Annotated in this window: 25 protein-coding genes; 14 read left to right on the forward strand and 11 right to left on the reverse strand. The window is 32.0% G+C overall.

Features of this window, described 5'->3' with window-relative positions:
* Positions 1-38: 38 nt before the first annotated feature.
* Entirely contained in the window at positions 39-737 is a 699-nt protein-coding gene (locus QZN45_RS00775; protein WP_292606278.1) for a zinc ribbon domain-containing protein, read from the reverse strand.
* Positions 738-818: 81 nt separating this feature from the next.
* Between QZN45_RS00775 and QZN45_RS00780 the strand changes: the two genes are divergently transcribed.
* Positions 819-1298 carry a hypothetical protein gene (locus QZN45_RS00780; RefSeq protein WP_292606276.1) on the forward strand — a complete coding sequence of 160 codons (480 nt, stop codon included), beginning with the start codon at positions 819-821 and terminating at the stop codon, positions 1296-1298.
* Here the strand turns inward: QZN45_RS00780 and nucS are convergent.
* The gene (nucS, locus tag QZN45_RS00785; protein WP_292606274.1) at positions 1295-2077 is read right to left on the reverse strand and encodes an endonuclease NucS; all 783 of its coding nucleotides are present in this window, start codon (positions 2075-2077) and stop codon (positions 1295-1297) included. The two genes, QZN45_RS00780 and nucS, sit on opposite strands and share 4 nt — an antisense overlap.
* Positions 2078-2158: 81 nt before the next feature.
* Here nucS and QZN45_RS00790 point away from each other — a divergent pair, with 81 nt between their 5' ends.
* The 3 genes from QZN45_RS00790 (at position 2159) to QZN45_RS00800 (ending at position 4500) form a co-directional block, all read left to right on the forward strand.
* Positions 2159-3151 (forward strand): alpha/beta fold hydrolase, encoded by a 993-nt coding sequence (locus QZN45_RS00790; RefSeq protein ID WP_394346744.1) that lies wholly within the window; start codon positions 2159-2161, stop codon positions 3149-3151.
* A 1-nt stretch (position 3152) separates the two neighbouring features.
* On the forward strand, positions 3153-3428 hold the full coding sequence (locus QZN45_RS00795; protein ID WP_292606270.1) for a DUF5750 family protein: 276 nt from the start codon (positions 3153-3155) through the stop codon (positions 3426-3428).
* An 82-nt stretch (positions 3429-3510) separates the two neighbouring features.
* Entirely contained in the window at positions 3511-4500 is a 990-nt protein-coding gene (locus QZN45_RS00800; protein WP_296810516.1) for a homoserine acetyltransferase, read from the forward strand.
* Positions 4501-4523: 23 nt separating this feature from the next.
* Here the strand turns inward: QZN45_RS00800 and nadA are convergent, their stop codons facing one another.
* Genes nadA through rnz form a run of 3 tightly spaced genes read right to left on the reverse strand, consistent with a single transcriptional unit; the run spans position 4524 to position 7129 of the window.
* Positions 4524-5441, reverse strand: a complete 918-nt coding sequence (gene nadA, locus QZN45_RS00805; RefSeq protein WP_292606266.1) for a quinolinate synthase NadA — start codon at positions 5439-5441, stop codon at positions 4524-4526.
* Positions 5434-6222, reverse strand: coding sequence for a mechanosensitive ion channel family protein (locus tag QZN45_RS00810; protein ID WP_292606263.1), 789 nt, complete (start codon positions 6220-6222; stop codon positions 5434-5436). Before QZN45_RS00810 ends, nadA begins: the two co-directional genes overlap by 8 nt.
* Before the next feature lie 4 nt (positions 6223-6226).
* Complete coding sequence (gene rnz, locus QZN45_RS00815) at positions 6227-7129, reverse strand: ribonuclease Z (protein ID WP_292606261.1); 903 nt, start codon at positions 7127-7129, stop codon at positions 6227-6229.
* Positions 7130-7200: 71 nt separating this feature from the next.
* Here rnz and nadC point away from each other — a divergent pair, with 71 nt between their 5' ends.
* Positions 7201-8022, forward strand: a complete 822-nt coding sequence (gene nadC, locus QZN45_RS00820; protein ID WP_292606259.1) for a carboxylating nicotinate-nucleotide diphosphorylase — start codon at positions 7201-7203, stop codon at positions 8020-8022.
* 2 nt (positions 8023-8024) lie between these two features.
* Here nadC and QZN45_RS00825 read toward each other — a convergent pair whose 3' ends face one another.
* Positions 8025-9542 (reverse strand): DEAD/DEAH box helicase, encoded by a 1518-nt coding sequence (locus tag QZN45_RS00825; protein ID WP_292606256.1) that lies wholly within the window; start codon positions 9540-9542, stop codon positions 8025-8027.
* Positions 9543-9863: 321 nt separating this feature from the next.
* On the opposite strand from QZN45_RS00825, the gene carA reads away from it, so the two are divergent.
* Entirely contained in the window at positions 9864-10946 is a 1083-nt protein-coding gene (carA, locus tag QZN45_RS00830; RefSeq protein WP_292606254.1) for a glutamine-hydrolyzing carbamoyl-phosphate synthase small subunit, read from the forward strand.
* A gap of 17 nt (positions 10947-10963) precedes the next feature.
* Positions 10964-14140 carry a carbamoyl-phosphate synthase large subunit gene (gene carB, locus QZN45_RS00835; protein ID WP_292606251.1) on the forward strand — a complete coding sequence of 1059 codons (3177 nt, stop codon included), beginning with the start codon at positions 10964-10966 and terminating at the stop codon, positions 14138-14140.
* Between the two features lie 17 nt (positions 14141-14157).
* Here carB and QZN45_RS00840 read toward each other — a convergent pair whose 3' ends face one another.
* On the reverse strand, positions 14158-14772 hold the full coding sequence (locus tag QZN45_RS00840) for a zinc ribbon domain-containing protein (RefSeq protein WP_292606249.1): 615 nt from the start codon (positions 14770-14772) through the stop codon (positions 14158-14160).
* Between the two features lie 93 nt (positions 14773-14865).
* On the opposite strand from QZN45_RS00840, the gene QZN45_RS00845 reads away from it, so the two are divergent.
* Genes QZN45_RS00845 through QZN45_RS00860 form a run of 4 tightly spaced genes read left to right on the forward strand, consistent with a single transcriptional unit; the run spans position 14866 to position 17833 of the window.
* Positions 14866-16020, forward strand: a complete 1155-nt coding sequence (locus QZN45_RS00845) for an amidohydrolase family protein (protein WP_292606247.1) — start codon at positions 14866-14868, stop codon at positions 16018-16020.
* A 42-nt stretch (positions 16021-16062) separates the two neighbouring features.
* Positions 16063-16485 carry a universal stress protein gene (locus QZN45_RS00850; RefSeq protein WP_292606245.1) on the forward strand — a complete coding sequence of 141 codons (423 nt, stop codon included), beginning with the start codon at positions 16063-16065 and terminating at the stop codon, positions 16483-16485.
* 42 nt (positions 16486-16527) lie between these two features.
* On the forward strand, positions 16528-17367 hold the full coding sequence (locus tag QZN45_RS00855; protein ID WP_292606243.1) for a CBS domain-containing protein: 840 nt from the start codon (positions 16528-16530) through the stop codon (positions 17365-17367).
* 10 nt (positions 17368-17377) lie between these two features.
* Complete coding sequence (locus QZN45_RS00860) at positions 17378-17833, forward strand: hypothetical protein (protein ID WP_292880319.1); 456 nt, start codon at positions 17378-17380, stop codon at positions 17831-17833.
* A 131-nt stretch (positions 17834-17964) separates the two neighbouring features.
* On the opposite strand, the gene QZN45_RS00865 is transcribed toward QZN45_RS00860, so the two are convergent.
* From QZN45_RS00865 to QZN45_RS00875, 3 genes are read right to left on the reverse strand one after another with little or no spacing between them, the layout of a single operon-like run.
* Positions 17965-18627: a TfuA-related McrA-glycine thioamidation protein gene (locus tag QZN45_RS00865; protein WP_292606239.1), complete on the reverse strand. Its 663-nt coding sequence runs from the start codon at positions 18625-18627 to the stop codon at positions 17965-17967.
* Between the two features lie 5 nt (positions 18628-18632).
* Positions 18633-19838, reverse strand: coding sequence for a YcaO-related McrA-glycine thioamidation protein (locus tag QZN45_RS00870; protein WP_292606378.1), 1206 nt, complete (start codon positions 19836-19838; stop codon positions 18633-18635).
* Positions 19839-20480, reverse strand: coding sequence for a site-2 protease family protein (locus QZN45_RS00875; RefSeq protein ID WP_292606237.1), 642 nt, complete (start codon positions 20478-20480; stop codon positions 19839-19841). It abuts the gene before it with no gap.
* 49 nt (positions 20481-20529) lie between these two features.
* Between QZN45_RS00875 and QZN45_RS00880 the strand changes: the two genes are divergently transcribed.
* The 3 genes from QZN45_RS00880 (at position 20530) to QZN45_RS00890 (ending at position 22774) form a co-directional block, all read left to right on the forward strand.
* Complete coding sequence (locus QZN45_RS00880; RefSeq protein WP_394340013.1) at positions 20530-21549, forward strand: M24 family metallopeptidase; 1020 nt, start codon at positions 20530-20532, stop codon at positions 21547-21549.
* A gap of 57 nt (positions 21550-21606) precedes the next feature.
* Positions 21607-21828, forward strand: coding sequence for a hypothetical protein (locus tag QZN45_RS00885; protein ID WP_292606235.1), 222 nt, complete (start codon positions 21607-21609; stop codon positions 21826-21828).
* Positions 21829-22003: 175 nt separating this feature from the next.
* Positions 22004-22774, forward strand: a complete 771-nt coding sequence (locus tag QZN45_RS00890) for an ion channel (RefSeq protein ID WP_296810528.1) — start codon at positions 22004-22006, stop codon at positions 22772-22774.
* Positions 22775-22794: 20 nt separating this feature from the next.
* Here the strand turns inward: QZN45_RS00890 and QZN45_RS00895 are convergent, their stop codons facing one another.
* Positions 22795-23988: a cytosine permease gene (locus tag QZN45_RS00895; RefSeq protein WP_292606233.1), complete on the reverse strand. Its 1194-nt coding sequence runs from the start codon at positions 23986-23988 to the stop codon at positions 22795-22797.
* Positions 23989-24228: the final 240 nt, after the last annotated feature.

A 24228-nucleotide genomic window follows, 5' to 3' on the forward strand; every position in this document is an offset into this window, starting at 1 on the left:
CTTTAAAAATAAAAATAGAAGTATGAAATTAATCATACTTAAGCAATGTCTGCAGTATTTATCATTGTAGTAATATCATCTGAAGTAACTGCATTCATTGATTCTCCAGTAATTTTAAATACATATAGCTTTCCATCACTAAATAATGAAACAAATCTTGTATAATTACCGTCAGCATTTTCTAAAATAATATTTGAGGAATTTCTACCATCTAATTTAATGGTTTCAACAAGTTCCACATAGGAATTATTATTTTGAGCATAACTGATTCTATCTTTAGTAATTTCTTTTAGGGATGAAGACTCTAGTGTACTATTGTAATATTCAATTATGGTATTGTTTTCGTTTTTATAGAATTTTGCATTTGTGTGTTCTGCATCACTTCCATTAATTTCTTCCCAATTTCCAGGATATTTGAATGAGAATGCTCCTTCACTAACTTTAATTAAATCGTTACTTGATACTGAAGAGTTATTGTTATGGTGTGATCCAGTTAAAACAATTCCACAAATCACAATTAAAGTTATTATAAGTATTGCACCAATAACAAGTTTTTTTTCTTTTAAAATATTGACAGTGCTTTCATCAGTGGAAGGTTTCTTTGGTTCTGGTGCTTTGTCAAAGATACTTTCTTCTTTAATGACTTTAGTTTTTGGTTTAGGGAATTTGTAACCACAATTTCCACAAACAGGAGCACCATCATAACTTGGATTTCCACATTCAGGACATTTTTTCACAGCTCAACCTCCATTTAAATTAACAGTATATTTAATAATAATGTTTTTATTTTATAAAAAGATATTTATAATTGTGATAGAATGTCTAGTGATGAAATTATTAACATTGATGATATAAATTATGCAGTTTATAAAATAGGTGATTGGAAAAATAATTATGAAATCAATCAGATTGGCATATCAAGTGAAATTCCCGTTACAAAAAATACTGTACATCATGTAAAATTATCCATGGAAGAAATAAGGATGTCCACATTTGAAATTTCAGACAAATCAGTCAATGGCTTTGTAGCTATTGCATTACAATTAAATCCTAAAGTTCAAGAAATGGAATTGGACGATGTAATTGCTCTCGAAGAAAAGGAATATGATGATATTCTCAAAGAATTGGATGATTTGGTATTATTGGATGATGATGGAACTCTTTCTTTAGAAACTGAAGATTATCTTATTTATAAATTGGAAAAAGATTGTCACGTTACTAATTCCATTCCGGCAAATAAATTTACCAAAAGATTTTACCTGGACGAAATGAAAAGAATTGAGGATGCATTGAGTTAAAATGCATCTAATGTTATTTTCTTATCTCTTTTTAATTCTCGAGGAGGTTCAACTGATACGAATTCAATGCCCTCTTCTTCAAGAAGTTCTTCCGCATCATTCATGATTGATGGGGCCACGAGCAATCCTCGAATTTTTTTCTTTTGAGCTTTACATTCTTTTAGATAATCATTATCTGTATTTTCAAGGTCTTGGAGGTATCTTCTTAGTTGTTTTACTGCACTGACTCCAGCTTTACGAGCTTTTAATTCCAAAACCATTAAATTATTATCTTTATCTTTTCCTAAAATGTCAATAAAACCATGCTCCACGCTATATTCTCGTGTGGTTGGAATAAAACCGTCTTCAATCATGTGTGGTTTTTCCATTATCATATCGCTCATGTCTTTTTCATATCCTGCCTGTTCGAGTTCTTCAAAGTCTTCAATATTGGCATAATTGATAAACTGGATTTTTCTTATCTCGACTGTTAGCAACTCTTTGGGTGTTCTTCTGTGGCTTTCTAAGAAAAGATTGTCATTTTTAATGTAACTTCTTGTTTTTGATTTTGGAGGTTGCCAATTGACCGGTTCTACTTTTTTGTCTTGGTGGATTAAGAATGCCCCATCGGGCTTTATCATAATTATACGTTCTCCCCAATCTAGCTCACTTAATGCTCTACCTTCATAATTGACTTTGCAGCATGCAAATATTAATATTGTCGCTCTTTTACGCAAAGCTTCATGAACCAAATCATATGCATCTTCACAATTAGGTTTTTCTAAAATTTTATATTTCATCACAATAACATTGTTTAGATTGATTTAAATAATTTGTTTTTTATAGATTTTAATGATTAAAAAAAATTCGGTGGGATTAGAATTTACGATGAAGATTATTTTGATGATAAAAATGAATTTTTTACTTTAGATTCATTTGAATTTGAAAATGGAAATGTTCTTAAAAATCTCAAAGTTGAATATACGACTTTTGGAACTCCAAAATATAATGATGAAGGCATTATTGAAAATGTGATTGTGTATTGTCATGGTTCCTTGGGCAATTTCGCTTCAATGAAAAAAATTTTACCATTGGTTGGAGAAAATGACCCCTTTGATGAAAGCAAATACTTTTTTATATGTTTATCTGCATTGGGATCTCCAGGGTCATGTTCCCCATCATCTACTAATTTAAAAAATAAATTTCCAAAATACACGATTAAAGATGTTGTCAATTTTCAAAAACAATTTTTAGCCGAAAAATTCAATATTTCTCATGTTTTGGGAATGATTGGAAATTCAATGGGTGGATTTGTCAGTTTAACTCAAGCAATTGAAGACCCTGATTTTGCAGATTTCATAATCTGCGGGGTAAGTAGCTATAAGGTTGCGGGACATGATTTTATTTTATCAAAGTTTGTCAATGAAATTATAGAATCTGATCCGGACTACAACAGGGGAGAGATGACTTACTCTTTGATTAGGACATTGAGATTGGCTAATCTAGCAGAATTTAATTTTGGACTTTCTAAAAAAGCCTTACGTGATATGAGTAATGAGGAATTAAGTGCAGAATTTGAAAACTTTGGAAATGAAAGTATAAATGTTGATATTTATGATGTGAAGTATTGCAACGAGTCCTGTATGTATTATAATGTTGAAAATGATTTGGGCAAAATCAAATCTAAAGTGTTGATTATATCCTGCAAACATGATCCTCATTTCCCTCCGGAACTTGATGGAATTCCAATGTCTGAAATGATTAATGAATCTGAATTGATTATTATGGATTCTGATTTGGGACATTTATGTTTCAATGAACTTGAAACAATTTCTTCCCAATTGGCTGATTTCATGGAAAATTTTGAGGGATAAGATGGATGTAAAAATTTCCGATTATGGTGGTGCTGAAGGTAAGAAATTCATAGAATATACCATTTTCGGATTGTCATGGGAACAAATCAAATATTTGGATGAAAATTTGACCGAATCCACATTTGTTGATGGGGATTTGTTAAAGATTAAAATGTATTTTGAAGATAAGTTATATCCTTTTCAAAGTGAGGTTTCAAGAATTCGCCTTGATGATTTCATCTCAAGGGAAGAAATAGAAATGAATGTGTTTCTTTCAAGCTTTTTAGAGGACATGTAAACAATTTCATTCATTTTGTTTAAATTTATATATCCCCTTAAACTTATAATCAAATAACATAATCAAAATGGAGATATTATTCTTGAATGATGGAAAATTTATTTATGAATACGATAAATTCAATTTGAATAATTTCAAATTTCAAAATGGTGAAATTCTTGAAGATGTAACTGTTGAATTTATTTTAAAGGGCACTCCAAAATATGATGATGAAGGAAATATAATCAATGCTATCATTTACTGCCCCAATTATGATAGAAATTGTTTTTCAATAAATGACTATCCTCAGTTAACAGATTCCGGAACTCCTTTCGATTTAAATAAATTTTTTATTATTTCAATTACTTCTCTGGGAGTTCCAGATTCATGTTGTCCTTCCACAACAGGTTTGAAATACAATTTTCCTAAATATGATTTTTTAGACAAGGTAAATTGTAAAAAGCAATTCATTAAGGAAAAACTAAACATTGAAAAAGTTCATGCTATTGTTGGTAGGGGAATGGGTGGATATGAAGTTTATACTTGGGCCTGTGAGTATCCTGATGATATGGATGTTATAATAATTGCTAACAGTTCCTTTAAGACTAATGGATATAGGTATGTAATAGCTAAAGGAATTGAAAGTATCATTGATTCCAGTAAAGACTTTTATTCGGATATCTATGATGAATCTTTAACCAAAACTATGATTACTATAAATAAAATTTTATATTCTCAGTATTTCTCTAAGCGTATCTTTCAAGAAATGACCAATAATGAAATTGATGTGCTGATGGATGAATTTGTCGAGCAAGGTTTGTTCATAGATATTTATGATTATAACTTGCAAAATGAAGCAATTATTCATTATGATATTGAAGATAAATTAAGCAATGTCAAAGCCAAAACATTGGTTTTGAGTCCATATGATGATTTATATTTCACGCCTGAATTTGATACTGTTCCCTTGAAAAATCTCGTTGATGATTGTGAAATTGTTGTATTGTCTACATGCGAAGATAGATCAAGACAAATTTATTTTAAAGAACTTATTAGTGCTTTAAATTCATTTTTTAAAAAAATTGAAAAATAAAAAAAGTTTGCTAGTTAAACTAGCTATTTTGATGCATCAAGCATATGCTGAACCGCTTTTAAAGATTTTTCAGCAACTTCTTTTGGCAATGTGACTTGTGGAGCTTCATTTACAAGTGAATCTCTTACTTTTTCTAGGGTGTGTAATTTCATAGTTTCACAGATTGCCCCTTCAAGTAATGGGTATAGTTTTTTGCCTTCAATTTCCAAATTGATTCTAGTAATCATATCAATTTCAGTTCCAAGTACAAATTCTTCCTTATCACTTGAGGTAATGTATCTTAACATGCCTCCAGTTGACATTACTTGGTCACAAGCTTCTTGAACTTCAATATTACATTCTGGGTGGCAGATTATCTCTGCATTAGGATGCTGTTCTCTTTTTAGTTCAACATCTTCAACATGGAACAGTTTGTGAACATAACAGTGTCCGCCTTTTGGAACAGGGATGATTTCTTTATCCACTTCTTTAGCAACATGTGTTCCCAAGTTAGTGTCAGGGCCAAATAATATTTTGTCTTGCTTTAAGCTTTCAGTAACCTTAACAGCATTGGCTGAAGTACATAATGTGTCTGCATGCTGCTTTGCTTCTGCGATACTATTCACGTAAAGAATAACTCCTGCATCAGGATGTTCCTCTTTTGCTTTTAATAATTCCTCTTCTGGTAACATATGTGCCATTGGACATTCCGCTTCAAGAGTTGGAATAACAATTTTTTTATCTGGATTTAGGATATATGCAGTTTCTGCCATGAAGTCAACACCGCAAAAGATAACTAAATCTTTATCATCAATTTCAGAGGCTTTAATACATAATTCTAATGAATCTCCTAAAAAATCGGCAATTTCCTGAATTTCTTTAGGCTGGTAATTGTGCGCTAATATTATAGCATTTTTTTCTTCTTTTAATTTTAAAATTTCTTCCTGTATTGAACTACTCATTTTTCTCACCCATCATAACAATATATTTTCTAATATCGTTAGTTATTACTACTTTATATTTATCTCTAGCGGATGTTATTAAATTCCATCTATCATCACTGTCATAATCTTTTACCCAAAAAGATACTTTAAGTTTGACTTGTATAAAGCTGGTTTCAGTTACAAAAACATTAGGTCTTATAGTTTTATCTATTGTATCATAAGTTACAATTTTCTTAATAATATATTCTTTAAAGTCCTCAACATCAATATTTAATGGCAATCCAATATATAAATCTACTCTACGTAGTTCATTAGATTTAAATCCATTATATGGATTATTTGTTAATGTGGAGTTTGGAATATGAATTTTTACTCCTAAATTATCAACGATAACCGTTGATCTTAGGGAAATACTCTCGATAGTTCCTTTATTGCCCTCAATTTCAATAGTATCTCCAACTTTAATGCTTTTTCCAAGTATTAATATTATTCCTGAAAATAAATTGGAAATAATGTCTTTGGCCGCAAAACTCACTCCAATACCTACAATACCTAAACTCAATAATGTTCCTGCAAGGTTCACTCCAAATAACTGTAAAATGTACATTAATGCAATAAAATATAGTGCGTAAATTACAAGGTCTTTAATAAGGAATGCTGCAGTAATATTACGGCTATGGTTTTTCCTTTTTTTCATTAAATATTCAATAAGTTTTGTTATGACTGTAGTTGAAACAATAATGATTATTATGTAAATTATAGTTTGTACATTATTATCAATTGTTGCTAAAATGTTCATAATATCATTTAATTTCAATTTCCATTAAATCGTAAGCGATTTCAGTATTTTCAAAAATTTCTCGTGCTTCATTCAATATAATTTTAGAAAATTCTCCGTTATAACGTGTGCTGATGTGTGTTAAAATCAATTCTCTACAGTTTGATTGCTTTGCAACATATGCTGCATCAGCTGCTGTGGAATGACCATGTTCTTCTGCATTTTCTTCATCTTGACGTGTAAATGTTGATTCGTGGATTAAAAGTGTGCTGTCTTTTGCAAGGTTAATCATTTCTTCACAGGGTCTGGTGTCTCCAGAATATGTGAGTTTAATTCCTTTTCTAGGTTCTCCAAGAACCTGTTCCGGCTTTATGATTCGCCCATCAACTTCAACTTCCTGTCCATTGTGCAATTTGCCGAAAAGAGGGCCTACGGGAACTCCCAATTCAATAGCTTTTTCTCTCAAAAATCTTGGTTTTTTCTTTTCTTCAATTGAATATGCAAGGGCTGGAACATTATGTCTGACTGACTGACATTTGATAATGTATTCTTCAGTTTCTTCAATAATGCCTGGTTCTATTTCAATGAATTCGAGAGGATATTCATATTTGCAATATCCGAAATTTAATATTGCATCTCTGACTTTATGCAATCCTTTAGGACCATATATTATTAGTTTTTCATCCCTGCCATGTAGTCCTAGGGATTGTATGAGTCCTGGAAGGCCTAAAATATGGTCTCCATGAAAATGTGTGATAAATATCTTGGATATTTTCATAGGGCTTACTTTTGTGTGAAGCATTTGTCTTTGAGTTCCTTCTCCACAATCAAATAACATCACTTTTCCGAATGCCTTAACTGCAATTGAAACTTGATTTCTCTCCTTTGAATGTACTGCTGAAGAGGTTCCTAAAAATATTATTTCCATATATAATCACTTATAATTATATTGCAGAATAAATATATATTTTAATTAATTATTAAAGTTTAGGTGATTTTTTGGATAAAATTATAGAATATATGTTGGCCGAGGATGAGGGATTCGGTGATATTACTTCAAATGCTGTTGTAGAAAAAGGTTTGGAAATATCTGCTCAGATAATTTCAAAAGATGAGGGAATTTTGGCAGGAATGGATATAATTAAAGAGGTATTTGAAGAATATGGTGTTAAGGTCAGCTTTTGGCTAAAGGATGGCTCTCCAATATCTAAAAATGATTTGCTCATGTCTGTTTCTGGTGATGCGAGAACAATACTGCTTTTGGAGAGGACAGTTTTGAATTTATCCATGAGAATGAGTGGAGTGGCCAGTGCAGCTAATCATTATGTTAATCTTGTCAAGGATTATAGTGTGAGGGTTGCTGGAACACGCAAGACTTCACCTGCAATTGCCAAATTTGATAAATATGCATTAAGTGTAGGTGGAGCAGATACTCATCGTTTCGGCTTGGATGATATGGTGTTGATTAAGGACAATCACATTGCTACATGTGAAAATCCTTTGGATGCTCTTCTTAAAGCTAAGACAAATACCAGCTTTTCTAAAAAGATAGAAATTGAAGTGGAAACACTTGATGATGCTATTGAATGTGTTAAAAATGGTGCTGATATCGTAATGCTTGATAACATGTCACCTGAGGAGGTCAGCGAAGTAATTAACAAGTTAAATGAACTAAACATTCGGAAATGTTCATTGATTGAAGTGTCAGGAGGCATTACTGAAAATACTATATTGGATTATGCCAAATTAGGCGTTGATATTATATCAATAGGGGCTTTAACCCATTCATCAAGAAGTCTAAACTTCAGCATGAGATTTTAAGATTATACTCTTAATTTTAAAACTTCTTTTAGTTCTTCGTTTGTCATTTCAGTAAGGAATGTTTCATCGTTACTGATGGATTTGGCGGCAAGGTCGGTTTTATGTTTGCTTATTGCATCGATTGTTTCTTCCAATGTTCCTTTGGTAATGAATCTGTAAACCATCACATCATTTTCCTGGCCAATTCTGTGGACCCTGTCTGTGGCCTGATTTTCCACTGCAGGATTCCACCATAAATCATAATGAATTACATTTTGGGCAGCAGTTAAATTTAACCCTGTTCCACCGGTCTTAAGTGTTGCAACAAAAATTTTATAGTTTTCATCCTCCTGGAAGGTATTGATGATTCTTGATTTTTCTTCTCTTGTTTGTGATCCATGTAAAAATAGTACTTCCTGCTTGAACTTTTTAGAAATTAATTGTTGGATTAGTTTACCCATTTCCACATATTGTGTGAATATTATGACCTTTTCATCATTGTCCAAGATGTTTTCCAATATGTTCACTAAAAGTTCCATTTTTCCGGATTCACTTATTTTTGGATTTTTGATAGATAAAAATTGTGCAGGATGATTGCATGTTTGTTTTAGTGCAGTTAATATTTTAAGAATTATTCCTTTTCTTTGAATTCCTTTTGAATTTTCAATATCAAAAAATATTTCTTCCAGAATAGCATTGTATAATTTTATTTGCTTTTTGGTTAAAGTGCAGTAAATGTCGTTTATGAATTTTTCAGGCAATTCTTTTTTAATATCTTCATCGGTCTTCAAACGTCTTAAAACAAATGGTTTGGCTATTGCTTTAAGTTCATGCAATGTTTCTTCATCTTCTAATTTTTCTATGGGCATTACAAATTGCCTTTTAAAATCATCTTTTGTTGACAAGTATCCCTTATTTGTAAAATCAAATATTGACCAGTAGTCCATTAATTTGTTTTCAATAGGTGTTCCGGTTAGGGCAACTTTTGATCTGGCGTTAACAGTTTTAATGGCTTTTGTTTGTTCAGTGTTTGGATTTTTAATATTTTGAGCTTCATCAATAACACATATAAACCATTTTTCATCTAAAAACATATCCAGGTCTAGTCTTATGATTCCATAGGAAGTAAGAATGATGTCATAGCTTTCCAAAGGGTAATTTCTATTGGATCCGTGGTAAATAAAATAGGTTAAATCGGGTGTGAATTTTTTAATTTCATTTTCCCAATTGGATATTAAAGTTGGAGGTACAATAATTAGCACGGTTTTGTCTTCTAGGAGACCTTCTTCTTTGTAGTAAAGAATTGCAGTTAATACTTGTATTGTTTTTCCAAGACCCATGTCATCGGCGAGTATGCTTCCAAATCCATATCTGATATTTTGAACTAACCATGAATAGCCAATTTTTTGATAGGGTCTCAGCTCTCCGGTTAGGGAGTCTGGAACATTGTATAATGTAGTTTTACTAGTCAATTTTTTAAATTTAGCAAAATCTTTAGCATTAAGGTGTTTTTTAACAAGATTTTGAGTTTCCAAATCCATTTTCCACACTCATTGATTTTAATTATTAACTATTATGTACACATTTAATTAAAATATTATTTGGAGGTTTCTGTGAGTTAAAATACTTTTTTGATTTTAATTTTATTTTCAAAATTTTTTCTTATTTTTTTTCAATAGCTATGGCTGTTTTTTGCATGTCTAACTTTCATTGTAAATAATTATTCGATTGAGGGCACGATTTTTTAATTTTTTTCTTTAAAAAATTCTTTTTTTATATATAAAAACAAAGTTTAATAATATGGTAAAATAAAATATATAAAAGATAGAAAATTATTATAATTTTTTTATGATGGTGATTTAATGGTAAAAATAGCTAAATTAGCTTTGGAAGATGGTACTGTTTTAAAAGGAGAAGGATTTGGTTATGAAACCACTAAATTGGGAGAACTTGTTTTTTCCACAGGTATGGGTGGTTATACTGAATCATTAACAGATCCTTCTTTTAAGGGAGAAATTCTGATGTCCACTTATCCATTGGAAGGAAATCATGGGGTAAGTGAAGATTGGTATCAATCTGATAAGATTCAGGTTGAAGGTTTTGTTTGTCGTGAGGTTTGTCGTGAAGTTTCTAATTTTGGACCTCAGAAAACTTTGGATGACTTTTTAAAAGAATTTGAAACACCTGGAATCAGTGGAATCGATACACGTGACTTAACTTTAAAGATTCGTGAAAGAGGTTCTCTTAAAGCAGCAATAACAACTGAGGACATTCCAGATGATAAGTTACTTGAAATGGCTCGTTCACAACCAAGCATTGAAGATTTTGATGTTGTTCCAAAAGTTTCTACAAAAGAAATCAAAGTATTCAATGAGGATGCAGACAAACGAGTTGCATTAATTGACTGTGGTGTTAAAAAGAATATTATTAATTCATTTTTGGAAAGGGATATTGGAATAATTTTATTCCCTTATGATACTGATTATAAAACAATATTGGATTACTCTCCTAATGGATTGATGATTACTTCAGGACCTGGAAATCCGGATAGGGTAACTGAAACCATTGAAACTATGAAAAAGCTATCCAATAGGTTACCTATTTTTGGAATATGTATGGGTCAACAATTAATAGCTAAATCTTTTGGAGCTAAATCTTATAAAATGAAATTTGGACATAGAGGTGAAAATCAGCCTGTTAAAGATTTAAACACTGGAAAAGTATATATCACATCTCAAAATCATGGTTTCACAATTGATAAGGAATCTTTAAAAGAAACTGATTTAGTTTTAACTCACGTTAATCTGAATGATGGAACTCCTGAAGGAATTTCACATAAAGAATTGCCATTACATTGTATACAGTACCACCCTGAAGCAGGACCTGGTCCAAATGATACAAGAAGTGTTTTTGATGAATTTAACAAAATGATGGATGATTATTAAATAAATGGGGATTACATATGCCAGTAGATAAAGATATTAAAAAAGTATTAATTATTGGTTCCGGACCTATCCAAATTGGACAAGCAGCAGAATTCGATTATTCAGGATCACAAGCATGTAAATCACTAAGGGAAGAAGGAATAGAAACAGTACTTGTTAACAGTAATCCTGCTACAATTCAAACTGATTTAGGCATGGCAGATACTGTTTATACAGAACCATTAACTCCTGAAGTTGTTGCTAAAATTATAAAGGAAGAGGAAGTTGATTCAATATTGCCTACTATGGGTGGACAAACTGGATTGAATATTGCAACAGGTCTCGGAGATTTAGGATTACTCGAAGGAATCAAAGTATTAGGTTCTGATGTTCAAACCATTAAAGATGTGGAAGATAGGGATTTATTCGCTAACTTGATGGAGGAAATTGGTGAAGAAATTCCAAAATGTCAAGCTGTTGAAAGTGTAGATGAAGCACTCGATGCCGTAAAGGAAATAGGTTATCCAGTAATCGTCAGACCAGCATTCACATTAGGCGGGACTGGTGGTGGAATAGCACATGATGAGGAAGAATTAATTGAAATTGCCACTCATGGATTAGATATGAGTTTCATCAATCAAGTTCTTATTGATGAATCTGTTTTAGGATGGAAAGAAATAGAATTTGAAGTAATGAGAGATAAGGAAGATACATGTATTATTGTATGTACCATGGAAAACATCGATCCTATGGGTATTCACACAGGGGACAGTGTTGTTGTTGCTCCTATTCAAAACTTATGTGATGAAACCATTCAAAAGATGCGTGATGCATCAATCAAGATTATTCGTGCATTAGGTATTCGCGGTGGATGTAACATTCAATTCGCACTCAATCCTGAAACCGATGAATACAAAGTTATTGAAGTAAATCCAAGGGTATCAAGAAGTAGTGCACTTGCATCCAAAGCAACAGGTTATCCGATTGCAAAAATCTCTTCAAAAGTCGCTTTAGGAATGACATTGGATGAAATTAAAAACGACATTACCAAAGAAACTCCTGCTTCTTTTGAACCTGCAATTGATTATGTTGTAATTAAAATTCCAAGATGGCCATTTGACAAGTTTAAAGGAATCGGCCGTGAAGTCGGAGTTCAAATGAAAGCAACCGGTGAAGTAATGGCTATTGGAAGAACTTTTGAAGAAGCATTCCAAAAAGCTTTAAGATCACTTGATATGGGCTTTGATGGATTTGAATATGTTGAATACACTGAAGATGACCTTGCACATCCAACTGATTTAATCTACTTCCAAATCTATTCTGCTATTAAAGATGGAATGGACATTGATAAAGTAAGGGAACTTACAAACATTGATAATTTCTTCTTATACAAAATCAGAAACATTGTAAACTTCGAAAATGATGTTACTGCTGATAAATTGAATGATGAATACTATTTAAGAAAAGCAAAACAGATGGGTTGTTCAAATAAAAGATTAGCTGATTTATCAGGCCAAACCGAGGAATATATCAGAAACTTGCTTTTAAGATATAACATTCAACAATCCTATAAAATGGTAGATACTTGTGCTGCAGAATTTGAAGCTAAAACTCCATATTACTACAGCAGTTATGATGCTGGAAATGAATTGGCATCCACTACTAAAAAGAAAGTTGTCATTCTTGGTGCTGGACCTATCAGAATTGGTCAAGGTATTGAATTTGATTACTGTTGTGTACATTCATCTCTTGCTCTTAAAGAAGATGGAATTGAAACTATATTAATCAACAACAACCCTGAAACAGTAAGTACTGACTATGACATTTCTGATAAACTCTTCTTCGAACCTTTAACATTTGAAGATGTGATGGGTGTAATTGATCAGGAAAAACCTGATGGAGTCATTGTTCAATTCGGTGGTCAAACTTCCATTAACTTGGCAGTTCCATTAGCTAATGCAGGTGTTAAAATATTAGGAACTCCATATGAAAGCATTGACAGGGTTGAAGACAGAGAATTGTTCGCTGAACTTTTAGAAAAATTACATATTCATCAAGCACCTTATGGAACAGCTAACTCATTTGAGGAAGCAAAATCCATTGCTGAGGAAATCACATTCCCAGTATTGGTACGTCCATCATATGTAATTGGTGGAAGGGCAATGGAAATTGTTTATGATAATCATGAACTGGAAGAATATATGAAAGAGGCTGTGAAAGTTTCACCAGAACATCCTATTTTGGTAGATAAGTTCCTGGAAGATGCTATTGAATTGGATGTAGATATATTATGTGACGGTGAAGATGTATTCATTGCAGGAATCATGGAACACATTGAAGAAGCTGGTGTTCACTCAGGAGATTCCGCATGTGTAATTCCGCCTCAAACTATTCCTGAACATATATTAGATACTATTCGTGAAAATTCAACCAAATTGGCTTTAGAACTTGACGTTAAAGGTTTAATGAATATTCAATATGCTGTAAAACTTGATGAGGAAATGGTTTACATTATTGAAGCTAACCCTCGTGCAAGTAGAACAGTTCCATTTGTAAGTAAAGCTATTGGAGTCCCTCTTGCTAAAGTAGCTACTTGGATTATGAATGGTGCCAAATTGAAAGACTTTGATTTAACCAAAGAAATTAAGATAGATCATGTGGCTGTAAAAGAGTCAGTATTCCCATTCCTAAAACTTCCTGAATCCGATACTGTATTAGGTCCTGAAATGAAATCCACTGGGGAAAGTATAGGTATCGATGAAAGCTATGGAATGGCATTTTACAAATCTCAACTTTCAGCAGGAATGGTTTTACCTAAAGAAGGTAAAATATTTATAAGTGTTAAAGAAGCAGATAAAAAGAAAATAAGACCTATCGCTGAAAAAGCTACTAATTTAGGATTTGACATTGTTGCCACTGCAGGTACTGGTGACGCAACAGGTCTTAAATCAGTTCAAAAGGTTAAAAAAGTTTCACAAGGATCTCCAAATATTAGAGATGCAATCTTAAACAAAGAGATTGATTTAATTATTAACACTTCTGAAGGTAAACAGTCTGCAAGGGATGGTTATATCATTAGGCGTCTGGCTATTGAATTGGGTATTCCTTATGTTACCACTTTAGCAGGTGCAAGAGCAGCTTTAAATGCTATTCAAGCTGTTCAAAATAATGAAATCAATGTAAAATCTTTAAACAAATATACTGATGGAGATTAATCTCTCTATCTCTTTTTTTAATTATTATATAAATATTCTTTAATGTCTATACCGCAAGATGGACACTCTGTCGCATCAATATCCAATCTGCTTTTACATTTGGGACAGTAGTTTAATTTAACTTTATACTCTCTGGTAGGGTCAATGATGATATTGACTTCAATTCTTTCAGTAACGTTAGTTTTTAAAACATTCAAGTCCCAGTCATTGTCCATCAGAATCTTTTTATAATAAAACGCTTCGGTCATTGTATCGTATTGGCCGATAATCTCTTCGCCTCTTTGAATGTAAAATTTGCGCATTTTATGATTAAAAAGAATTTCACCTTCCCTTTCCTTTTTATTGACATGCATTCCTTTAATTCTTCCTTTTGGTCTTTTTTCAGGAAATGGTGGTAATTCCATATGTTCGTACTTGTTTTCTAAATCACATTCGACAAGCAAATCATAATCGAAATTGCAAAAAAATAGCGCATCTCTTTCATATAATGCATCGGATAACTTTTTAAATTCTCCATAATCTTTATTATTGTGTTTAACACGGTAAACATTTCCTGTTTTCACAATATTTCTGTAAAAATAGCGAATTTCTTGAGAATTAATAAAATCATCCCCTTTTAATAAAAGATGCATTCATCTAATTGTTAAGTTTAATATTGCTTTTTCAATTAAATAAACTTAATGTAGGGTTAAATTTATTAATTAAAAAAATTAGATTTTCCTTTAATGTTTACTATAACTAATGGAATCATTTTAAAAGGCCAAGATTTGACATTAACAAAGGAAAATATTGTCGTTGATGATGGTATTATCATAGATATTGGAAAGGATTCTATGGAAGGCAAAATCATTGATGTAGATGGTGCTGTTGTTTGCCCGTCATTTATCAATGGTCATATGCATATTGGTGATTCGATTATTAAAGATGAAGGATATTCTTTATCATTAAGTGAAATGGTAAAGCCTCCTGATGGTGTAAAGCATAAAGCATTAGCTAATGCTGAAGATGAAGAAATTATATCTGCTATGAAAGACACAATGTGGGAAATGGTTGAAAGTGGAATCACACACTTTATTGATTATCGCGAAGGTGGAATAAAAGGTGTCGAACTTTTAAAAAAGGCGGCACGCGATATTCCAATAAAACCTATAATTTTAGGGCGTGATGACAGTTTTTATGGTGATAGCCCTGATTTAAGGAAAGTCAAAATTGCTGTTCGCAAACTTCTAAAAATTGCTGACGGCATTGCTCCAAGCGGCTTTGGAGAAATTACGGATGAAGTTGCTCAGATAATTGTTGATGAATGCAGAAAAAATAATAAGATTTCTTCAATTCATGTGGCGGAATCCGAATCCAATCAAATAGAATCATTGGATCAATTCAATAAAACAGAAATAGGAAGGGGTGTTGAATCTGAATTCAGTCAATTGGTTCATTTAACTAATCCAAAAGTTGATGATTTAAATTCAGTTTCAAAATCAAATCAGAATGTTGTTGTCTGTCCAAGAGCTAATGCAACGTTAAATGTGGGAGTCACACCATTAAATCAAATTCTAAATTTGGGTATTAAACCATTAATTGGAACGGACAATGTGATGCTCAACTCTCCAAACATGTTCAGAGAATTGGAATTCACTTTAAAACTTATGTCAGTTTATTATAATGATTATTTAAATCCAAAAGAGTTATTAAAAATGACTACCACTAATGTCTGTGGTAGTGAAATTAATCATGTTGTTGAAAAGTCATTAATTTCAGTTGGTTGTCCTGCTGAATTCATGGTGTCAAATTCTTTTTCTATTAATCCTTACTTAAATATGATAAATCGTTGCGAATCGAAAAATATATTATATATCATTAATAAAAAATTAAACATATAGTATAATGGTATAATTTATATACTATATAGGGAGATGTTAATAATGTATAAAAAAATATTAGTCCCAACTGATGGGTCTGAATTCGCAAAAAAAGCACAAAGACACGCTCTATTTTTAGCTAAGGTTAGTGGAGCTGAAATTGTGGCTGTAAGCGTTACTGAAAATAATTTTGTTAACGGGCTTCCATTAGATGATGAAATATATCAGTTAAATCAAGTCTTAAATGAAAGATCTGAGGAAAACCTTAAGGAATTTGATAAGTTAAATGAGGATGATATTAAAATCACTCATGTCATTAGGGAAGGTTCTCCTGCTAGGGTTATTTTAGAAGTGGCAAATGAGGAACAGGTTGATTTAATTGTTATGGGAAGTTCAGGTAAATCTGGCTTCGATAGATTTATTATGGGTAGTGTGGCAGATAAAGTTGTAAACTCTGCTAAGTGTGCTGTTCTTGTAGTGCATTAGATTCTACCTTTTTTATTTCATATTAATTATATAGGTGTTTTTATGTTAGTCAAAAGAACAATGTCTAAAAATGTTGTAAGTGTTTCTGTACCTGGAAACCGTGAAAAAGTTTTAGACTTAATGAGAAAAGAAAATAAAGCAGTACTTCCAGTAGTAAAAGAAGACACTAATATATTGGTAGGTGTTATTACTCGTTCAGATTTAATTAATAATCCTGATGAAGAACAACTTGCAATGTTAATGAGTAGGGAATTAGTTACCGTAAGTCCTGATGATGATGTAACTGATGCTGCACGTGAAATGATTGAGAATAATGTTAGAAGAGTTCCTGTTGTTAATGATGATGGGGAATTGGTAGGAATTATCACTTCATTTGATTTGGTATCCAAAGCATTAACAAAAGTTGATGTTGATGATGCAGTTGAAAATTATATGATTACTACCGTTCCGACAACTTGGGAAAAAGCTCCATTGAATGTGGCATTTGAAACCATGAATCAATTCGGTTTAAAATCAGTATTGGCATTGGATGATGATGCAAAATTATCAGGTATTTTAACAGAAACTGATTTTATTGCTGAAATAGAAATAATTTCCGAAAGAAGTGAACACAGTTCCACTGTTGGAACTGAAGGTGATAAATGGTCATGGGACAGTACTTCCGTATTGTACATTGAGAAAAATCATTTAAAATTCACTGAAAAAGTTGTTGGCGATGTTGCAGTTGGTAATGTGGAAGTAGCTAACTCAAAAACTAAAGTCACAGACTGTGCTAAAAAAATGAAATCATTAAATATTGAACAAATTCCGGTTATTGGTGTTGAAGGAGATTTAGTTGGACTAGTTAGAGCTAGTGATTTAATTAAAGCATTAGTTGAATAATTGTGATATGATGGTTGTTAGTCCTGTATTGCTAGTAAAAGTTATTGAAAGTGGTGTGAGTGTTCGTGCAAGATATTATGATGATTTTGCAGAACATGAAATAATCCTTAATTCAGTAATTACTTATTGGTGGGCTAATGACTTGCCACCTGCTAAAAAGTTTTTGGAACTTTTTGATTCAGTAATCAAAAGAACCATCAATGAAATCATACCTCATAAAATCTTAAATTTAAAGTATGATGTTAAAGCTAATCAGAATTTGGATGATGCTTCAGAAATCGAAATCAATTTGATTAGTGTTGATGCAGATGGTGTTGGGTTTAAAATTGATGCTGAGACCATTTCACTGAAAGGGCTTAGAAAAGTCGATGATGTTTTTGAACCTAAAGAGTTTACCACAACTTTTGACCAGTGTATTGAAACTCCAGATATTGTTTTAAAAAAATATAAAGAGATGAAAGAATAATCTACTTTCCCTCACAAATTCAACTTTCATTATTTTAATTTCATGGTTAATATAATGATAGTTGTTGTCACTTTTTTTATTTTAATTAATTCAATTTTAATTTAAATTTATTTTAATTTAAAAAATAGAATTTATTTGCTTTGGCATATAATAGATTGGATATGCTTTAACAATAATTTGGCATCCTCTTTTTTGATGTCTTTACTTTCACGAATAAAATTAATTAGGATTTCTTTTTTATTATCATCTAAACTTGATTCATTCAAGACTAAAGAATAATTTCGTTTTGGATAATATGTTTTTTTGGCAATGCTCAACAATTCATCTTTTTCTTCTTCACTTATAATGTTTTCAGATGTTGCATTGTCGAAAACATATCTCATGTTTATTAATGGAACTGAAAGGGCTTCTAAACTTTCACCATCCAACATTACTGCAACTTCATCATCTGAATCAATCGCACCTGTTGCATATTGTTCGTAGCAATATCCAATACCTGTCATTCCTAATGTGTCAAGTTCTGATGCTCTCAATGCACCCATACTTGAAGCTCCAAAGACGTCAATGTCTGAATTAATTGCATTCAGAATCTCTTTATGTCCAACTGCAGAGTTTTGGTGAAAGACTCCATCAATTATTCCAATGATATCGGGATGCTTTTTTAAAGCGAGGTTTAAATCACCTCTTTTAATTGGCCTTTCATAAATCACATCTACGTCGGCACTGCTGTCCAGTATTTCTTTTGCTTCATTGAATGGTAAGGAAAGACCTGTGTAAATTATAACTTTAATCATATAAATCAGACTTTTAAAAATCTATATCCTGCTCGACTTGGGTCAATTGTGTAAAGTTCCATTTCCGGAATAACTACTCTAACAACACTTACATCAAGTTCCGGCCTTGTTAAATTGCTGTATAATATTTTTTGAATATCATTGGATACTAACTCGTCCTTAACGATTTCAATATCTCTTGTTATTGATGATGTGCTTTTATTCTCAATATCTGATAATTTGATTTGTTCTTCTTCGTCTCTAAAATAAAATTTATTAATTCTTTTCATTCGTTCATAACCTGCTTCACGAGCAAAATCAGCTCTGACAGTGTCTTCACGAGCTCCGTTGATTTGTGTTGCTCGACTTTGTGCAACTTCTGTAAGAGCCCTTAAAATTGCAACTTCTGGGTCCAGATGAGTGCCCATTCCTAAAGTCAGAAGTCCAGCATCTTTTGTTATTGTGTCATCTGCAGAAGCAGCTATTGTAGGAATTTTAATGTCTGCAGTAAAGTCCATTAATTTAATTTTAATGCCTTCACTCTCAAATTTTTCAATAATGTCGATAATGATTTCATTTTCAATGCTGCTTATATCGATTTGGGCATAGTTTTTATGGGTCAATTCAAAAATGCTCCATGCATCTCTTTCAATGACTTCAAAGATTCCATGCAGGATTGCTTCTTCCAAGATATTTCCTGAAGCAAGGCCATTGGTATTTGATTTAAATAGGCTTTGTGAGTCATCTTTAGAAATATATGGGTGGTAAATCGCATTTGTCGGAATATAATATTCCCTATTTGAAATAAGGTCTATTGACTTACTCCATTCAAGACTCAAATCACTAATGTCTTTTTTCTCAAATTCCTTTGGTAAATTTAAGCTTTTAGGATCAATGTATTCTCCAAACTCTTCAATTTCAGACAAACTTGCAATAATGGTTTCATCGATGTCTTGTCTTTCGGCAGAATATCTCTCAAAGCCTTCCATCATTGCAGATGCTTTTGCATGATCTTTGGTTATTCCTTTTCCTCCGTATATGCTAACCGCACCATCTTCAGCAGTTGGTCTGATTGCAGTATATATTGGAAGGCCGATTCTGTCTAAATCAGTAATATCTGCAATACGTGTTATTCCAGCTACTTTTAACTTATTTTCATTGATTTCAATTGTTTTGCTTGGAGCAATTACTCTATGTGTTCCTGTAAAATATGTGATTTCTTCGCTCATAATCTAAAATCCTAAATCTGTCCTTACCATGATTTCAAAGCCCATTGTCATAGGTAATGCTGTCATAATACCTGCAATGGCTATTGTTACAATCCAAATTCCAACATTCCATCTTAAAACTTTGGACCCGTCAAGGTTTCCAATAGGCAATAGATTAAACACTGCCAAGAAACTGTTGATTGAATATCCTAAAGCACATATTTGGTATATTAATAATGAAGTCTGTGAAGTAAATGCAGATCGATATACCAAAGTTGCAACAATAAAAAATAATGCTGCCAAGACAATATTCACAACAGGTCCTGCAACGGATATTTTACCATTAATTTCATCTGTCATGTAATTTGCATATGTGTAGACTGCACCTGGGGCGGCAAATACGAATCCAAAAAAGGAAGTTATGAGTGCAAATATCAATCCTTGTGGCCATAATTTGAATTCTGCCCAGTATCCATACTTCATTGATACAAATTTATGTCCGAGCTCGTGTAAAATAAAACCAAGCCCCACACCAACCATAATCATTGGAAGTATGGCCATTAAAGCAGCCATATCTCTTCCGGTATTTGCGATACCGAAACAAAGAGAAATAACGACAAATGCAATAAATAAATCTCTTATTTCACTGCTTGTAAATTTTAACATAGTTTTAAAATATCTAATTTTATATATAAAGTTTTTTCTAATATTAATCATGGACTTACATATAGATAATATTTTAAAAGATTTGGAAAAGGATGATATTCAAGCTTATTTATTGACTCAATTTACTAATGTTGAGTATATTTCAAATTATAAACCAACCAGCTTTGCTTTTTGTATTATTAAAGAAAATCCAATTATTTATGCCTCAAAAATGGATATGGAAATAGCCAACAAAAACTCTAAAATAGAGGTTAGGGAATTTGAATCATTTGATGTGATGCTTGGTGAGCTTAAAAATGATGGAATAAAAAATTTAGCCATTGAGCCAAGTTTACCGTATAGCACTTATGAAAAGTTCAAGGATGATTTCACAATATCTTCCAAAAATTATGTTGGTAAGCAAAGAATGATTAAAACACCTTCAGAAATAAGCAATATCGAAAAAGCGACTGAAATTGCACAAAATGCTTTTGTGAGTTTGGATATTTTGAATCGAAGTGATTGTGAGAACACTGTTGCATTTGATTTGGTAAAAGCGATGATTGAAAATGGTGCTTCCAAGGAATCATTTGACACTATTGTAACTAGCGGGGCTAATTCAAGCCTTCCTCATGCAGTTCCTCAAAATAAACAACTTGGACGGCCAATATTGATTGATTGGGGTGCAATTTATAATGGTTATTGTTCGGACAATACTCGTACGATGGTTTACAGTGAATTTCAACATGAAATTTGGGATATTGTGGCCGAAGCCCATGACAAGGCGATTAAATCCATAAAACCTGGAATTAAATGTTGTGAGGTTGACAAGATTGCCCGTGATATTATTGGGGAATATGGTTATGGTGATAAATTCATTCATTCAACTGGTCATAGTTTAGGTCTTGATATTCATGAAACTCCTGGTTTTTCAATTCGTGATGAAACAATTATTGAGAAGGGAATGGTTATAACTGTAGAACCTGGAATTTATTTGGAAGGGGAATTTGGAGTTAGGCTCGAAGACACAGTTTCAATAGATAAACGGGCGAATGTTATTGGGAATTTACCGTTAATGGTTGATGAATAATATTAAATATTATTAATGACATAACTTTAACTACTATTTGGATTAAATGGGATTTTTATGGATACGGATAAATTGACACGTGCTGTGTGTTCATTTTTTGTACCGGGTCTTGGACAGCTAATGAATGGTGAGATTGGAAAAGGTTTGGCATTATTAATAATATTTATTGTCTTATGGATTGCTCTTTTATCATTGGGCATTATTATTGTTCAAACTATTTTTGGCATAGTTGTTAGGTTGTTTGCAGCTTATGATGCATATAATTATGTTGGATTTTAAACTTCTTGGATTGTAGGCAGGATTATTTCTTGCACAATAAAGTTTAAATTTCTATTCCTTTTTTCCTATTATTTTCTAATTTCATGTTTTTTTTTTGCATGTTATTGAATCATATGATAATGATGGTTGGTACGGGTATTTAATAGTTAAATAAGATTAGAGAGTAGGTGGAATATTGAAATTAAATAATGTTATGCACAATCTGTTAAATGCTTTGATAATTATTGATATTATATTAATTTCAGTGTCACTATTTGTGCCGAATAATATTTTTCCAGTATTGTACTTTGACATTTTTGTTTGCATATTGCTTTTAATTGATTGGGTAAAAGACTTATATAACTCCAATCCAAAATCGGATTTTTTAAAAAAACCTAGTACTTGGGTTTCATTAATAGCATCAATTCCATTTCAGGTTTTGCTGCCTGTCATTATTCCGGGTGTTAATCTTTTAAGGTATTTCAGACTTTTAAAATTACTTAGGGTTCTAATATTATTTGATAAGTTCTTTGATGGTTTCGGAAATTTTATAAAACGGAGTAATTTGCATTTTATATCTGTGGGAGTATTTGTGACTATAATTTCATATACTGCCCTATTTCATACTTTTGGCTCATCATACAACCTTTTTGATTATTTTTATTTGGTTATAGTGACTATTACAACAGTGGGTTATGGAGATATCGTTCCTTTAACAGTTGCAGAGAAAATCATTTCAATCTGTTTAATCATTACTGGAGTGTTTGTATTTTCATTGACTACTGCAGGAATATCTTCATTTTTAACAAATCGATTGATTGAAAAGGACAGTCACGATGTAACTTTGGAAGATATCAAAACTGATTTGAATGATATTCAAAAGGAAAATTCATCATTAAAAGAGGAAGTTCGAGAGTTAAAAGATGAAATTCATGAATTAAAGGATTTGCTCAATAAAAAAGATTAGATATATATTAAAATGATGTCTTAGTTGTGGTTAACATGTTTTGATGTTTTTTTAACCAATACTGGTGCATATGCTAGTAATGCAGATACGATAATGGACAGTAGTGTAGGTCCAAAGAAGATGGAATCATATAATCCTGCCAGTTGATAAACAAGGAATCCTACAAACCATGAAAAAATATTCCATTTCCAATTCATAACTTTATTTTCATCAAAATAGAATGATACCAATAACACTGCTGCCATTGGTGCAAAAACAGATGAGATGAGATAAAGAAAACCAATGTAGTGATTCATTATTCCTGAAATTGCAATCAATATGCTCATGGCACTAACAATAACTCCAACTATTTTTGGGTCTAATTTGTTGTAAATGGATTTTGCGGATTCTCCTGCAGAATTAGTTGCAAGGAAGTTTGTTGTCACGGTTGAAAGTACAAGAATTATGACTCCTGGTGTTCCAAGACCCATGAGAAGTATTGATTGTGCAATGCTGGTCGACCCCATTCCAACAATCCCTATGCCTATAAAGTACATCCATAAGCTTGCAATTGTGTATGCTGTTGCAGATGCTGCTGTAGCTTTCACTGGCTTTTCAACATCTTTTGTGTAGTCGGATATTACTGGCAGCCAAGAAATAGGCATTGCAATTGAAATTTCAAAAATATTCCAGAAGCTTAGTGTATTTGAAACGCCAAAGATAGTATGTGTTCCAGCTGATGTGCCAGTTAAAAGTAATTTGGCAGACATCACAACTAATAATGCAATTAATACTGTCATGACTCCTGTTGTTAGTTTTGATGAACGCTGAAGTCCTATATAAACCCATATGGCAACAAGGACTGCAAGAATTGCGGATGTCATTTCAAATGAAATCGGCAAATTTAAGCTAACCAGGGCAAGTGCACCTTGGGCATTCAAAACGGCTACCCATGCAATTAATTGCATTACATTCAATGTTGCAAAAAATTTGGATCCATATTTGCCAAAAGCGGATTTGGTTGTCTCCATTGCATTAACCCTAAGTTTTGCACCAATAAATCCTATGAAAAAGAGCAATATTCCGCCAAGAATGTGTCCAAGAACTAATGGAATCCACAAGGAATCAAAAGATGATGCTGTTGCAATCTGTATGCCTGCTTCTATTTCAGAAACAGATATTGCAACTCCAAACCATATCAATGCATTTGTAAAAATTCCTGTGCGATTTTCCATATTATAACTTCCTATAATGATATTATCAAACTTACTATATATAACTTATGTTATATTTCAATAATTTTGGCTTATTTGTTTATGTATACAAAAATTTACTCATGCTTATTTGAATCTTATTCATATTTTTGATATTTTTTGGGTCTTGTTGAAATCCTTTTTTAAATTTTTGTTGAAAGATCAATATTATAAACTAATGTTTTGAGTCTTGTTTCTTTATTTTGTAAACGTGTGCTTTTA

Source organism: uncultured Methanobrevibacter sp., assembly GCF_900314695.1.
Classification (GTDB): domain Archaea; phylum Methanobacteriota; class Methanobacteria; order Methanobacteriales; family Methanobacteriaceae; genus Methanocatella.